This is a genomic window from Rhodanobacter sp. UC4451_H18 (assembly GCF_052978225.1).
In genome coordinates this window covers 1,900,667-1,914,190 of record NZ_CM129663.1, presented here as the reverse complement: position 1 = coordinate 1,914,190, position 13,524 = coordinate 1,900,667, and the positions used below count along the sequence as shown (strand labels likewise).

Genomic DNA, 13,524 nt, shown 5'->3' with positions numbered 1-13,524 from the left:
CGTGCGCGGCACGCACTGCCATTGGTCACCTTTGCCCGGTTGGCATCGCATGCTAGTTTTCCGGATTCGGGCGGGGAGCCCGTCATTCCAGGGAACTGCTACATGACTGCAGCGAGCGTGCGCATCGAGTCCGTCACCAAGCGTTTTTCCGGGCACACGGCGGTGAACCGCCTGTCCATGGAAATCCCCGGCGGCGGCATCTTCGGGCTGCTTGGCCCCAACGGCGCCGGCAAGTCCACCACGATCCGCCTGATCATGGGCATCCTGGAGCCGGACGAAGGCAGGATCGTGCTGTTCGACTCGCCGCACAACAGCCGCGCGCTGTCCCAGCGCATCGGCTATCTGCCGGAAGAGCGCGGGCTGTACAAGAAGATGAAGGTGCTCGACCACCTGATCTTCCTGGGCGAGACCAAGGGCATCGGCCGCGCCGACGCGCGCAAGCGCGCGCAGGCCTGGCTGGAGCGGCTCGGCGTCAGCGACTGGGCGCAGAAGAAGGTCGAGGACCTGTCCAAGGGCATGCAGCAGAAGGTGCAGTTCGCCGGCGCGCTGCTGCACGAGCCCGAGCTGGTGATCCTCGACGAACCGTTCTCCGGCCTCGACCCGGTCAATGCGCAGGTGATGAAGGACATCGTGGTGGCGATCGCCGCGGAGGGCCGCACCGTGCTGTTCTCCACCCACGTGATGGAGCAGGCCGAGCGCATGTGCGACCGCATCGCGATCATCGCGCGCGGCGAGATGGTGGTGAACGGCACGGTGGCGCAGGTCAAGGAGGATTTCGGCGGGCGCCACGTGGCGCTGGGCTTCACCCACGACAAGGCGCGCGCCGCGAACATCCTGGCCGATCGCGCGCTGATCGCCCGCGTGGACGATTACGGTGCCTCCGCCGAGCTGCAGATGGCCGATGGCGCCGACCCCGAACAACTGCTCGCGGCGCTGGTGCGCGAAGGCGTCGGCCTGCGCCGGTTCGAGGTGGTCGAGCCGTCGCTGCATGCCATTTTCATCGCCAAGGTCGGCGCCGAAGCCGCCACCGCCCACGCCGGAGTCGCCGCATGAAGAAGATCATTGCCGTTGTCCGCCGCGAGTTCGTCGAACGCGTGCGCACCAAGGCGTTCGTGATTTCCACCGTGCTGCTGCCGGTGTTCATGGTGGCGATGGTGTTGTTGCCCGTGCTGATGATGAGCGGCGGCGACCGCACCAGCCGCGTGGCGCTGGTGGATGCCTCCACCACGAATCTCGGCCAGCGCGTCAGCCAGGCGCTCGAGTCCGAAAAAATCGGCAAGGGCGCCGACGCCAAGTCGCGCTACACCGTGCAGGTGTTTCCCGCCACCGGCGACGAGCTTGCCAGGGTGCGCGACGGGCTGATCGCCGAGACCGGCTTTTCCAGCAGCAAGAAAAAGAATGGCTGGAACGGCGTGATGGTGCTCACTGACGAAACCCTGGCTACCGGCAAGCTCGCCTACTACGGCGGCAACGTGGGCTCGCTGGAAGCCATGAGCAAGTTGCAGCGCGTGGTGTCGAATGCGCTGACCGGCGTGCGCCTGGCCAAGTCCGGCGTGGACACGGCCCTGCTCAAGCAGGCGATGAAGCCGGCCGACATGGACACCACCAAGGTCACCGACGGCAAGCAGACCGGCCAGAGCGGCACCGAGTCGTACCTGATCGCGTACTTCATGGGCTTCATCCTGTACATCGCGATCCTGATCTACGGCCAGCAGACGATGACCTCGGTGATCGAGGAAAAGACCTCGCGCATCATGGAGGTGCTGACCTCGTCGCTGACCCCGTTCCAGATGCTGCTGGGCAAGGTGCTCGGCGTGGGCCTGGCCGGGCTGGCGCAGATGGGGATCTGGGGCGGCACCGCGCTGGTGCTCAGCAGCCAGCGGTTGCCGCTGGCCGGCATGTTCGGCATGAGCGCCGATGCGGCGCAGAGCTTCCCGATCCCGAGCATGCCGCCGGGGTTGCTGGTGGTGTTCCTGCTGTATTTCGCGCTGGGTTTCATGCTCTACGGCGCGCTGTACGCGGCGATCGGCGCGATGTGCAACACGATCCAGGAGACCCAGCAGTACGCGATCTTCGTCACCGTGTTCATCATCGTGGGCTTCTTCGCGGTGTTCGCCCTGATCAAGGACCCGACCGGTCCGCTTGGCGTGACGATGTCCTACGTCCCGTTCTTCGCGCCGTTCACGATGCCCGTGCGCTGGTCGCTGACCTCGGTGCCGCCCATGGAACTGGTGTTGTCGCTGACGCTGATGGTGCTCGCCCTGCTGGCCTGCGTGTGGCTGGCCGCGCGGATCTACCGCACCGGCATCCTGATGTACGGCAAGAAGCCGTCGTGGGGCGAGCTGTGGCGCTGGATCAGGGCGTGATGCGGGTTCAGATGCGGTAGGCGACGGTCTTCATCAGCATCGAGCTCACGTGCATCAACTGCGGCAGGGGAAATGGCAGCTCGATGCCGCCACGCTGCTGCGCGGCTTCGGCGTGGCGGATCTCGTCGGCCTGCATGGTGGTCAGCACCGCGCGCGAGCGCGCATCCTGCGGCGGCAGCTTTTCCAGGTGTTCGGCCAGGTGGGTTTCCACCTGACGTTCGGTTTCCACCACGAAACCGAGGCTGAGCGGGTCGCCGGCCAGTGCGGCGGCGGCACCGATGGCATAGCTGCCGGCGTACCACAGGGGATTGAGCAGGCTGGGGCGGCTGTGCAGTTGCTGCAGGCGTTCGGCGCACCAGGCCAGGTGGTCGGTCTCCTCGCTCGCGGCGTGCAGCAGGTGTTCGCGGTTGTCGGCGTCGCGCGCCAGCGCGGCCTGGCCCACGTAGAGCGCCTGGGCGCAGACCTCGCCGGTGTGGTTGACCCGCATCAGGCCGGCGGCGTGGCGGCGCTCGGTCTCGTCCAGGTCCGACTCGGCGATGCCGGCGGCGGGCGAGGGGCGTGTGGCGGGCGGCGTGCCCGCGATCGCTTCCAGGGCGCGTTCGCCGGCCATCAGCAGGCGATCGAGGCGGCTCAGGTGACGGATGCTCATGGTCTTCCAGGCGGCGGGCAGGGGCGGGACTTCTCAAGCCCGCCGGCGTTCATGCTATCATTGCCGACTCACAGCTCGCCGGCCGGTGGGCTTGCGCCCTGGATGACAGCTCCGCTATCATCTTGCGCCTTTGTTCCACCGAAGCATGCTTCCCATCATGGGTACCGCCTCCCGGCGGTCGACAGGTATTTGAAATGAAAACGTTCAGCGCCAATGCCGACAACGTCAAGCGCGACTGGTTCGTGGTCGATGCCACGGACAAGACGCTCGGTCGCCTGTCGACCGAGATCGCCCGTCGTCTGCGCGGCAAGCACAAGCCGGAATACACCCCGCATTGCGACACCGGCGATTATATCGTCGTGGTCAATGCCCAGAAGGTGCATGTCACCGGCGCCAAGCTGGACGACAAGATGTACCACCGCTTCACCGGCTACGTCGGCAACCTGAAGACCATGAGCCTGAAGGACCTGCTGGCGACCCACCCGGAGCGCGTGATCGAGATCGCCGTCAAGGGCATGCTGCCGAAGAACCCGCTGGGCCGCGAGATGTACCGCAAGCTCAAGGTGTACGGCGGCGCCGAACATCCGCATACCGCACAGCAGCCGCAGGCGCTGGAGATCTAAGGAAATGAGCATGACGACCCAGCAGAATTACGGCACTGGCCGCCGCAAGACCTCCGCCGCCCGCGTGTTCCTGCGCAAGGGCAGCGGCGCCATCGAAGTCAACGGCAAGTCGCTCGAGCAGTTCTTCGGTCGCGAGACCTCCTGCATGATCGTGCGCCAGCCGCTGGAGCTGACCGAGAGCACCGGCAAGTTCGACATCAAGGTGACGGTCGCCGGTGGCGGCATCACCGGCCAGGCCGGCGCGATCCGCCTGGGCATCGCCCGCGCGCTGGTCGAGTACGACGAAAGCCTGAAGTCGCCGCTGCGCAAGGCCGGTTTCGTGACCCGCGACGCCCGCGAGGTCGAGCGCAAGAAGATCGGCCTGCACAAGGCCCGTCGTGCGACCCAGTTCTCCAAGCGCTAAACTGAAGCTCTACAGCCCCGTCGCCAAGCGGTAAGGCACCTGACTCTGACTCAGGCATTCGGTGGTTCGAATCCATCCGGGGCTGCCAAATCCGATCGAAAGCCCGCCTTCCGGCGGGCTTTTTCGTTGGCGCGGCCGGTTGTGGCAGCGATACGCAAATTCGCAGAAAATTACGTGATCTGGCGCGGCCTTACTCTTTTTTTCTGCATTGCAGCAGCGTAAAATTCCCGCTTTCCACGCTGTGAAACCTCGATGACGCCAGCCACTGACGATCCTGTCGGGCACGCCGACGTGCGCACGGTCGGCAGCACCGACGCGCTGCCGATCGCCCCCGCCCTGGGGCTGTCGCTGGATGCGGCGCGGATGCCGCGCAAGTCCACCCTGGTCAACCACCGCATCCTGCTGATCAGCGTGCTGGCGGTGATCCTGGGCGTGGCCTCGGCCTACGTGGCGCAGCTGCTGATGCTGCTGATCAACCTCATCACCGACCTGTGCTACTACGGCCGCATCTCCGACGTGATCGGGCCGAACGCGAGGCCAGGTTCGTTCGTGTTGTCGCCGGCCGGCACTGCCATCGGCGCCTGGGTGATCCTGATGCCGGCCATCGGCGGCCTGACTGCCGGCATCATGGCGCGCTGGGGCTCGCGCGCGATCCAGGGTCACGGCATCCCCGAGGCGATGGAGCAGATCCTCACCAACGAATCGAACATCCCCGCGCGGATGACCTGGCTCAAGCCGGTGTCCTCCGCCTTCGCCATCGGCACCGGCGGCCCGTTCGGTGCCGAGGGCCCGATCATCTCCACCGGCGGCGCGCTGGGTTCGCTGATCGGGCAGTTGCTGCGCGTCACCGCCAACGAGCGCAAGGTGCTGCTGGCAGCCGGCGCGGCGGCGGGCATGGCGGCGGTGTTTGGTGCGCCGGTGGCCTCGCTGGTGCTGGCCGTGGAGCTGCTGCTGTTCGAATTGCGCCCGCGTTCGCTGATCCCGGTGGCGCTGGCCACGGTGACCGCGGTGGGCGTGCGCTACGCCAGCTACGGCGCGGCGCCGGTGTTCCCGATGCCCGACGTGCCCGAGCCCGGCAGCCTGGCGCTGGCGGGTTTCGTGCTGATCGGCGGGCTGGTCGGGTACGCCTCGATCTGGGTGACCCGCGCGGTGTACGGCGTCGAGGACCTGTTCGAGAAACTGCCGATCCATTGGATGTGGTGGCCCGTCATCGGAGCACTGGTCGCCGGTTTCGTGGGCTGGATCGACCCGCGCACCCTGGGCGTGGGCTACGACAACATCGACGCCCTGGTGCAGGGGCATTTCGGCCTTGCCGTGCTGCTCAGCTTCGGCGCGCTGAAATTCATCTCCTGGGTGATCTCGCTGGGCAGCGGCACCTCCGGCGGCACGCTGGCGCCGCTGTTCATGATCGGCGGTTCGCTCGGCGCGGCGCTGGCCATCGGCTTCAACTACGCGCTGCCGGCATTCCACATCGACCTGCGCATCGCGGCGCTGGTGGGCATGGCGGCGATCTTCGCCGGCTCCTCGCGCGCACTGCTCACCGCCGTGGTGTTCGCCTTCGAGACCACGCGCCAGCCGGCGGCGCTGTTGCCGCTGCTGGGCGGCTGCACGGCGGCCTACCTGATCTCGGCGTTGATCATGCGCAACACCATCATGACCGAGAAGATCGCCCGCCGCGGCGTGCGCGTGCCCTCGGAATACGCCGCCGACTACCTGGAGCAGGTCAGCGTGGGCACGGCCTGTTCGCGCGACGTGGCCACGCTCAAGACCACCCAGGCGCTGGCCGAGGTACGTCGCTGGCTGAACGACGAGGCGCCGCACTCGCATCACCAGGGTTTCCCCGTGGTGGACGAGCGCGGCCGCGTGCAGGGCGTGCTGACCCGGCGCAGCCTGCTCGATCCGCAGTGGCATTACACGCTGACCCTGGGTGAGCTGATCACGCGCCCACCGGTCGCGGTGAACGAGAACCACTCGCTGCGCGAAGCGGCCGACCACATGGTGGCCGAGAGCGTAGGCCGCGTGGTGGTGGTGAGCAAGGACGACCCGCACAAGCTGGTCGGCATCCTCACCCGCGGCGACATCCTGGCCGCGCACGGCAAGCGGCTGCGCGAGGCGCGCTACGCCGGACGCCACATCAAGCTCGGCAAATCGAACAAGCCAAGCCCCGCCGCGTAGGGCAGGCACGGTCCGCCGCCCTCCCGCGAGCACCGACGACAGCGGCGCGCCGTGGGTGCCGCTCCGACTTACATCTCGCGATCGCCGACCAGCACCACGTCGGCCGGCCGGCGCGCGAACAGGCCGACGGTGACGATGCCCGGGAGCTGGTTCAGCTGCTCCTCCAGTCCTACCGGGTCGGTGATCTGCCAGCCGTGCACGTCGATGATCCAGTTGCCGTTGTCGGTGACCACGCCATCGCGCCATACCGGATTGCCGCCCAGCTTGACGATCTCGCGGCCGATCAGGCTGCGCGCCATCGGGATCACCTCGATCGGCACCGGGAACTTGCCGAGCAGCTCGACCCGCTTGCTGGAATCGATGATGCAGACGAACTTGTCGCTGGCCGCGGCGACGATCTTCTCGCGCGTGAGCGCCGCGCCGCCGCCCTTGATCAGCCGCTTGTGCCCGTCGCACTCGTCGGCGCCGTCGATGTAGATCGACAGCGGGCCGGTCGCGTTGAGGTCGAGCACCGGGATGCCGAGCTTCTTCAAGTGCGCGGTGGATTGCTCCGAGCTGGACACCGCACCCTGGATGCGATCCTTCAGGTCGGCCAGTGCGTCGATGAAGAACGCCACGGTGGAACCGGTGCCCACGCCGACGATGGCGCCATCCTCGACATAGCGGATCGCGGCTTCGCCGGCCTGGCGTTTTTCGTTGGCGTTGCTCATGGGGGTGCGGTCCCGAAGAAAACCGCATTATGGCGGTCAGCAGTCCGCGCGGCGAGCACGGCTCTTGCGGCTCCCGATTCAGAGGGCGGGCAATGCCACCCTGCGAGCGGAGCCCGGTGGATGCGGGTCATCACTCGAGAGCGAGGATGTACTCCCAGTGCGCCGCCTCCACCGGCATCACCGACAGCCGGTTGCCCTTGCGCAGCAGGGCCATGCCCTCCAGCGCGGGATCGCCCTTGAGCTCGTCCAGGCTGATCGTGCGCTTGAGCTTCTTCACGAACTTCACGTCGACCAGCATCCAGCGCGGGTTGTCGCGCGAGCTGCCGGCGTCGAAGTACTTGCTCTTGGGATCGAACTGGCTGGGATCGGGGTAGGCGTCAGTGGCCACTTCGGCGATGCCGACAATACCGGGTACGGCGCAGTTGGAGTGGTAGAAGAACACCTTGTCGCCGGGACGCATGCCGTCGCGCATGAAGTTGCGCGCCTGGTAGTTGCGCACGCCGTCCCAGGGTTCGCGCTTCTTGCGTTTCAGGTCATCGATCGAGAAGGCGTCCGGTTCGGACTTCATCAGCCAGTGGTTCATGCGGCGTGCTCCGGCGAGTCAGGATGGTCGGGACCGGTGCGGTTGCAGTCGATCAGTTCGCGTTCGGTGGCGACGAAATCCAGCGGCACGTCCCAGTCCTGCTCGTCGATCTCGGGCAGTTCCTGGAACGCATAGGCGATGCCGACCAGGAGTGGTTCGGTGGGGCGCACCTGTTCATTGAGGAAGGCGAAGCCGCGGTCGTAGTAGCCGCCGCCGTGGCCGAGCCGGTTGCCGCGGCGGTCGAAGCCGAGCAACGGGACCAGCACCAGGTCGAGCTGGAACGGTTCGAACAGTTCGCCCGGCTGCGCCGGTTCGGGAATGCCGTAGCGGTTGGCCTCCACCGCGTCGCCGGGCTTCCAGGCGGCAAAGCGCAGCTGCCGGCCCGGGCCGGTCACCGGCAACAGAAACTGCTGCCCGCGTGTGGCCAGCGGGGGGATCACCAGGTTCAGCGGCAGCTCGCCGTGGCTGGCCCAGTAGCCGGCGACCCGCTGGTCGGTGAAGTACTCGGGAAGTTGTTCCAGGCTGCGGCGCAGACCCTGCGCGGCCGTGATGCGTTCGGTGGGGGGCAGTGCGCGGCGCTGCTGGGCCAGGCGCTGGCGAAGCTCGCGGCGTTGGGCGGGGGCGTCCACGTGTCGCTCGGCTCCGTCATGGGTGCGCCCTGTTCGTCATCCGGCAATCCGGATGACGAACAGGGCGGGAATCAAGTGGCGTAAACCGCAATGCCGCTGCCCACCAAACGACCTTGATCCACGATGGATCAGGTGGGAGGGCAACATGGCCTCGAGGCTTTCCGCACGCGGCGGACATGCACAACAGCCGATGTAGAGCCGACCCGGGGCCGTATTTAGGAACAAGGCAAATGTAAGAGTGTGCTGGCGAACACCGCAGAAAACGCCGAGGTCAATTCTAGGCGCTTGCCCGGAAATGTCCACCGTTCGCCACGGCGTGGCGCGCGCCGTTCAGGACTTGGCCGGGTCGCCTTCGAGCGCCGCGCTGAGCTTGTTGCGCAGGCTGGCCAGCCCGTCGCTGAGGCGCTGGTTCTGCCCCTCGTGCTGCTTGCGCAGGATGATGAACTCGTGCGCGACGCTGATCGCCGCGAGTACGGCAAGGCGCTCGAAGCCCGGTGCCTTGGCGTGGGCGCGCAATTCGCGCATCTTGCGGTCGAGGTATCCGGCCGCCTCCAGCAGGCCTTCGCGTTCTTCCGGCGCGCAGGCGATCAGGAATTCGCGATCGATGAGTCGCAGCGCGACCGGTTCAGTGCTGGACATGGGTTCGGTCAACCGTTGCTCTCAAGCGATTTCAGCCGCTGGATCATCGCCTCGACCCGGCTGCGTGCCTGCTCGTTGCGTGCCAGCAGGCCGGCGCGTTCGCCGGAAAGCTGCTCCTGGCTCTGGCGCAGGCTGCGGTTCTCCTCGCTGAGCCGGCGCACGGTATCGAGCAGGCGATCCATCTGCTGGCCCAGGGCGGCCAACTCTTGCTGGACAGGGTCAACATGGTCTGGCGTGCTCATGCGCGAAACTATAGCAGGACGCCGGCGGATTTCCGCCTCGTGGCGCACGCTGCCGGCAGCGTGCGGCGGCTGCATTAAACTTGGCTCACTGACCGCAGGACAAGCGCCGTGACCGATACCGACGAGATGGACCACGAGGAGCTGCAGGCACTGGTCGTGCGGCTGCGCCTGGGCACCAGCGCCAGCGAATTGCATGGCTCGCTGACCGGCTACCTGGCCGGTGGCGGGGCGGTGGGCGGCGATGCGCTGCTCGGCGTGCTGGAACTGGATGGCGAGGCAACCGAACCCACCGCCGCGGACCGCGCCGAACTCGATGCACTGGCGCGGCAGAGCCAGGCGGCGCTGGTCGATGCCGAGCTGGGCTTCGAGCCGCTGCTGCCGGCGGACGACCGCCCGCTGCACGAACGCGCCGACGCCGTGGTGGAATGGTGCCGCGGCTTTCTCGGCGGCTTCGGCCTGGCCGGCGCCGCCGTCCAGGCGTCGCTGTCGGGCGAGGCGCAGGAGGTACTGCGCGACCTGGGCACGATCGCCGGCTCCTCGTTCGATTTCGGCAACGAGAGCGAGGACGAGGACGCGCTGATCGAGGTGCACGAATTCGTGCGCATGGCGGCGATGCTGCTGTTCGCCGAGTGCGGCGCGCGCGATGGCGTTGGCGGGAACACCGTGCATTGAATGCTCCCACGGCCAGCCTGGCGGGGCTTGCGATCGCCGCCGAGGAGTTCGCGCGTCGCCGCCGCCAGCTGATGCAGATGGCCGGCCCCGACGCGGTGCTGCTGGTGGCCGCCGCGCCCGAGCGCATGCGCAACGCCGATGCGGCGTGGCCGTATCGGCAGAACTCCGACTTCCACTATCTGGCCGGCTTCCCCGAGCCCGATGCCGTGCTGGCGCTGCTGCCCGGACGCGCGCATGGCGAGGCGGTGCTGTTCTGTCGCGAGCGCGACATCGAGCACGAGCGCTGGCACGGCCCCAGCATCGGCACCGAGCAGGCGGTGGCGGCCTGGGGCATGGACGATGCGTTCCCGATCGACGATATCGACGACATCCTGCCCGGCATGATCGAGGGCCGCGCGCGGGTGTACTGCCACTTCGGCCACGAGCCCGCGTTCGACGCGCAATTGCTGGGCTGGATGCGCCGCCTGCGCCAGTTGCGCGGCGGCGGCGTGGTGCCCAAGGAGTTCGTCGCGCTGGGCCACTTGCTGCACGATCTGCGCCTGTTCAAGTCGCGCGCCGAACTCAAGCTGATGCGCGCTTCTGCAGCGATCGCGGTGGAGGCGCAACTGGCCGCGCTGCGGCTGGCGCGGCCGGGTCGTCACGAGTACGAGGTCGAAGCCGAACTGCTGGGCACGATCCGCCGCCACGGCGCGGTGCCCGCGTTTGCGCCCACCGTGGCCGGCGGCGCGAATGCCTGCGTGATGCACTACCAGGGCAATCGCGCACCGCTGCGCGAGGGCGAGCTGCTGTTGATCGACGCGGGCGCGGAACTCGATTGCTACGCCTCGGACATCAGCCGCACGTTTCCGCCCAACGGTCGCTACAGCCGCGAGCAGCGCGCGCTGTACGAGGTGGTGCTGGCCGCGCAGCTGGCGGCGATCGAGCAGGTGCGGCCCGGCCTGCCGTTCAACGCCGCGCACGGTGCGGCGGTGCGCGTGCTGAGCGAAGGCCTGTGCGCGCTCGGCCTGCTCGACGGCGATGCGGACGCGGCGGTCGCCAGCGGCAGCTACCGGCGGTTCTTCGCCGCCAAGACCGGCCACTGGCTGGGCCTTGACGTGCACGACGTGGGCGACTACCGCATCGACGGCGAATCGCGCCTGCTCGAACCGGGCATGGTGCTGACGGTGGAACCGGGGCTGTACGTGGCGCCGGACGATCGCTCGGTGGCCGAGCGCTGGCGCGGCATCGGCATCCGCATCGAGGACGACGTGGCGGTGACCCGCGACGGCCACGAGGTGCTGACGGCGGCGATGCCGAAGGACCCGGTCGAGATCGAGGCGCTGCTCGCGGGGCGCTGATCCCCACGCGGCGAAACGCCACGCGGCGTACCGCCGCGCACCACGAGGCGTGCACGTTTGCCGGCTTATAGTCGGGCGATCCAAGCCGCAGGCGATGACGATGACGGCCGAGTTCCTGTCGCGGATCCAGTTCGGTTTCGTGATGTCGTTCCACATCCTGTTTCCCGCGTTCACCATCGGCCTGGCCAGCTGGCTGGTGTTCCTGGAGGCGCTGTGGCTGCGCCGGCGCAGCGAGATGTTGCGCGACCTGTACTTCTTCTGGCTCAAGGTGTTCGCCGGCTCGTTCGGGCTGGGCGTGGTTTCCGGCATCGTGATGAGCTTCCAGTTCGGCACCAACTGGGCCGGCCTCTCCACCGTGGCCGGCAACGTGCTCGGGCCGCTGCTCAACTACGAGGTGATGACGGCGTTTTTCCTGGAGGCCACCTTCCTCGGCGTGATGCTGTTCGGCTGGAATCGCGTGGGCCACCGCACGCATTTCTTCGCCACCTGCATGGTCGCGCTGGGCACGCTGATCTCCAGCTTCTGGATACTGGCGGCGAACAGCTGGATGCAAACGCCGCAGGGCTACGCGGTCGTCGACGGGGTGATCCATGCCACCGACTGGTGGGCGGCGATCTTCAACCCGTCGTTCCCGACCCGGCTGGTGCACATGGTGCTGGCGTGCTTCCTGAGCACGGCACTGGTGATCGGCGGCGTGGCGGCGTGGTATCTGCTGCGCGGCATCTGGCAGGACAAGGCGCGGCTGATGCTGCGCTGCGCGCTGGCGCTGGTGGCGTTGGTGATCCCGTTGCAGATCTTCGTGGGCGATCTCTCCGGCCTGGTGGTGCGCGAGTACCAGCCGGCCAAGCTGGCGGCGATCGAGGCACGCTGGACCACCGGGAAAAGCGTGCCGCTGACCCTGTTCGCGTGGCCGGACGAGAAGGCCGAGCGCAACGATTACGCGCTCGACGTGCCGCACCTGGGCAGCCTGATCCTCACCCACAGCTGGAGCGGCGAAGTGCAGGGGCTGAAGGATTTTCCCGTGCACGACCGCCCGCCGGTCGCCGCGCCGTTCTTCAGCTTCCGCATCATGGTCGGCCTCGGCGTGCTGATGTTGCTGCTGGCACTGACGGGCGTGCTGCTGTGGTGGCGCCGACGCCTGTTCGAGCACCGCTGGTACCTGCGCTGCTGGATCGCGATGATGCCGGCCGGTTTCATTGCCCTGCTCACCGGCTGGTACACCGCCGAGATCGGCCGCCAGCCGTGGGTGGTCTACGGCGTGATGCGCACCGTCGACGCCGCCAGTCCGGTGGCAGCCTCCAGCGTGCTCACCTCGCTGATCGTGTATTTCGTCACCTACATGATCCTGTTCGGCTTCGGCAGCTGGTACCTGTTCAAGGTGCTGCGCCACGGTCCGGAGGCGGCACCGCCGCGATTCGGCGCCGAGGCCACCGCGGCGCGGCCGCTGGCCGTGGTCGACGATGGCGGGGAGGACTGAGCATGGAACTTTCCACGACGCTGCCGGTGGTGTGGTTCCTGATCATCGGCTTCGCGATCATGATGTACGTGCTGCTGGACGGTTTCGTGCTCGGTATCGGCATCCTCACCCCGTTCGCCGATGACGAGGCGCAGCAGGAGCTGATGATGAACACCGCCGCGCCGATCTGGGACGGCAACGAGACCTGGCTGGTGATGGGCGGCGCCGGGCTGATGGCGGCGTTCCCGCGCGCCTATGCGGTGATCCTGTCCAGCCTGTACCTGCCGGTGCTGGCGATGCTGATCGCGCTGATCTTCCGCGGCGTGGCGTTCGAGTTCCGCTTTCGGGCGCATACCTCGCGACGCATCTGGGGCGTGGGGTTCCACCTGGGCTCGGTGGTTGCGGCGTTTGCGCAAGGCCTGATGCTGGGCGCCATCGTCGAAGGCATGCCGGCCGAAGGCGGCAAGTACCTGCACGGCGCGTTCGCCTGGTTCAGCCCGTTCGCGGTGATGACGGGCATGGCGCTGGTGTTCGGCTACGGCCTGCTCGGCGCGACCTGGCTGGTGCTCAAGACCGAAGGCCGGCTGCAGCGCATCGCGCGCGACCTGACCCGCCCGCTGATGCTGGCGGTGATCGCGTTCATGGTGATGGTGAGCGCGTGGCTGCCGTTCCTCGATTCGCGGTTGATGGATCGCTGGTTCGCCTGGCCGAACTTGCTGTATCTGTCGCCGCTGCCGATCCTCACCGTGGCAGTCGCCGCCTGGTTGTGGCGCGCGGTGCTGGCCAATCGCGAGGTGGCGCCGTTCGTGCTTGCGCTGAGCTTCTTCGCGCTGGGCTTCCTCGGCCTGGTGGCCGGCATGTGGCCGAACATCGTGCCGCCCGACATGAGCATCTGGGACGCTGCCTCGCCACCCTCCAGCCAGGGTTTCGTGCTGGTCGGCGCGGCCGTCATGATCCCGGTGGTGTTGTTCTATACCGCGTACTCGTACCGCGTGTTCCGCGGCAAGGTGCGCGCCGGGGAGGGGTATCACTGACTCGCG

The 13,524-nt window shown here is 67.7% G+C and carries 15 protein-coding genes, 1 tRNA gene and 1 other RNA gene; 10 read left to right on the top strand and 7 right to left on the bottom strand.

Annotated features, from left to right (window positions below):
* The first annotated feature begins 102 nt into the window (after positions 1-102).
* Positions 103-1,053 (top strand): ABC transporter ATP-binding protein, encoded by a 951-nt coding sequence (locus ACVCMG_RS08795; protein WP_395121131.1) that lies wholly within the window; start codon positions 103-105, stop codon positions 1,051-1,053.
* A complete protein-coding gene (locus ACVCMG_RS08790; RefSeq protein ID WP_447113891.1) occupies positions 1,050-2,366 on the top strand; it encodes an ABC transporter permease in 1,317 nt (438 codons plus the stop codon). The genes ACVCMG_RS08795 and ACVCMG_RS08790 overlap by 4 nt, the downstream gene beginning before the upstream one ends.
* Before the next feature lie 7 nt (positions 2,367-2,373).
* On the opposite strand, the gene coq7 is transcribed toward ACVCMG_RS08790, so the two are convergent.
* Entirely contained in the window at positions 2,374-3,015 is a 642-nt protein-coding gene (gene coq7, locus ACVCMG_RS08785) for a 2-polyprenyl-3-methyl-6-methoxy-1,4-benzoquinone monooxygenase (protein ID WP_395121133.1), read from the bottom strand.
* Between the two features lie 194 nt (positions 3,016-3,209).
* On the opposite strand from coq7, the gene rplM reads away from it, so the two are divergent.
* From rplM to ACVCMG_RS08765, 4 genes are all read left to right on the top strand, one after another.
* Positions 3,210-3,638, top strand: coding sequence for a 50S ribosomal protein L13 (gene rplM / locus ACVCMG_RS08780; protein WP_136258848.1), 429 nt, complete (start codon positions 3,210-3,212; stop codon positions 3,636-3,638).
* A gap of 10 nt (positions 3,639-3,648) precedes the next feature.
* On the top strand, positions 3,649-4,041 hold the full coding sequence (rpsI, locus tag ACVCMG_RS08775; protein ID WP_136258847.1) for a 30S ribosomal protein S9: 393 nt from the start codon (positions 3,649-3,651) through the stop codon (positions 4,039-4,041).
* 13 nt (positions 4,042-4,054) lie between these two features.
* Positions 4,055-4,129: transfer RNA gene (locus ACVCMG_RS08770), tRNA-Gln, on the top strand.
* Between the two features lie 164 nt (positions 4,130-4,293).
* Entirely contained in the window at positions 4,294-6,216 is a 1,923-nt protein-coding gene (locus tag ACVCMG_RS08765) for a chloride channel protein (protein WP_395121135.1), read from the top strand.
* Between the two features lie 68 nt (positions 6,217-6,284).
* Here the strand turns inward: ACVCMG_RS08765 and rpiA are convergent, their stop codons facing one another.
* The 6 genes from rpiA to ACVCMG_RS08735 form a co-directional block, all read right to left on the bottom strand.
* On the bottom strand, positions 6,285-6,926 hold the full coding sequence (gene rpiA, locus ACVCMG_RS08760; protein ID WP_395121137.1) for a ribose-5-phosphate isomerase RpiA: 642 nt from the start codon (positions 6,924-6,926) through the stop codon (positions 6,285-6,287).
* A 130-nt stretch (positions 6,927-7,056) separates the two neighbouring features.
* On the bottom strand, positions 7,057-7,509 hold the full coding sequence (locus ACVCMG_RS08755) for an EVE domain-containing protein (RefSeq protein ID WP_395121139.1): 453 nt from the start codon (positions 7,507-7,509) through the stop codon (positions 7,057-7,059).
* Positions 7,506-8,138, bottom strand: a complete 633-nt coding sequence (locus ACVCMG_RS08750; protein ID WP_447101081.1) for a 5-formyltetrahydrofolate cyclo-ligase — start codon at positions 8,136-8,138, stop codon at positions 7,506-7,508. The genes ACVCMG_RS08755 and ACVCMG_RS08750 overlap by 4 nt, the downstream gene beginning before the upstream one ends.
* Before the next feature lie 78 nt (positions 8,139-8,216).
* A non-coding RNA gene (ssrS, locus tag ACVCMG_RS08745) (6S RNA) lies at positions 8,217-8,403 on the bottom strand.
* A 65-nt stretch (positions 8,404-8,468) separates the two neighbouring features.
* On the bottom strand, positions 8,469-8,777 hold the full coding sequence (locus tag ACVCMG_RS08740) for a cell division protein ZapA (protein ID WP_447105431.1): 309 nt from the start codon (positions 8,775-8,777) through the stop codon (positions 8,469-8,471).
* Positions 8,778-8,785: 8 nt separating this feature from the next.
* Entirely contained in the window at positions 8,786-9,019 is a 234-nt protein-coding gene (locus ACVCMG_RS08735; protein ID WP_136258838.1) for a TIGR02449 family protein, read from the bottom strand.
* 108 nt (positions 9,020-9,127) lie between these two features.
* On the opposite strand from ACVCMG_RS08735, the gene ACVCMG_RS08730 reads away from it, so the two are divergent.
* From ACVCMG_RS08730 to cydB, 4 genes are all read left to right on the top strand, one after another.
* Positions 9,128-9,691 (top strand): UPF0149 family protein, encoded by a 564-nt coding sequence (locus ACVCMG_RS08730; protein ID WP_447113890.1) that lies wholly within the window; start codon positions 9,128-9,130, stop codon positions 9,689-9,691.
* 71 nt (positions 9,692-9,762) lie between these two features.
* The gene (locus ACVCMG_RS08725; protein WP_447099591.1) at positions 9,763-11,028 is read left to right on the top strand and encodes an aminopeptidase P N-terminal domain-containing protein; all 1,266 of its coding nucleotides are present in this window, start codon (positions 9,763-9,765) and stop codon (positions 11,026-11,028) included.
* Positions 11,029-11,128: 100 nt separating this feature from the next.
* The gene (locus ACVCMG_RS08720) at positions 11,129-12,505 is read left to right on the top strand and encodes a cytochrome ubiquinol oxidase subunit I (RefSeq protein ID WP_447113889.1); all 1,377 of its coding nucleotides are present in this window, start codon (positions 11,129-11,131) and stop codon (positions 12,503-12,505) included.
* A gap of 2 nt (positions 12,506-12,507) precedes the next feature.
* Positions 12,508-13,518, top strand: coding sequence for a cytochrome d ubiquinol oxidase subunit II (gene cydB, locus ACVCMG_RS08715; RefSeq protein WP_395121149.1), 1,011 nt, complete (start codon positions 12,508-12,510; stop codon positions 13,516-13,518).
* Positions 13,519-13,524 lie beyond the last annotated feature (6 nt).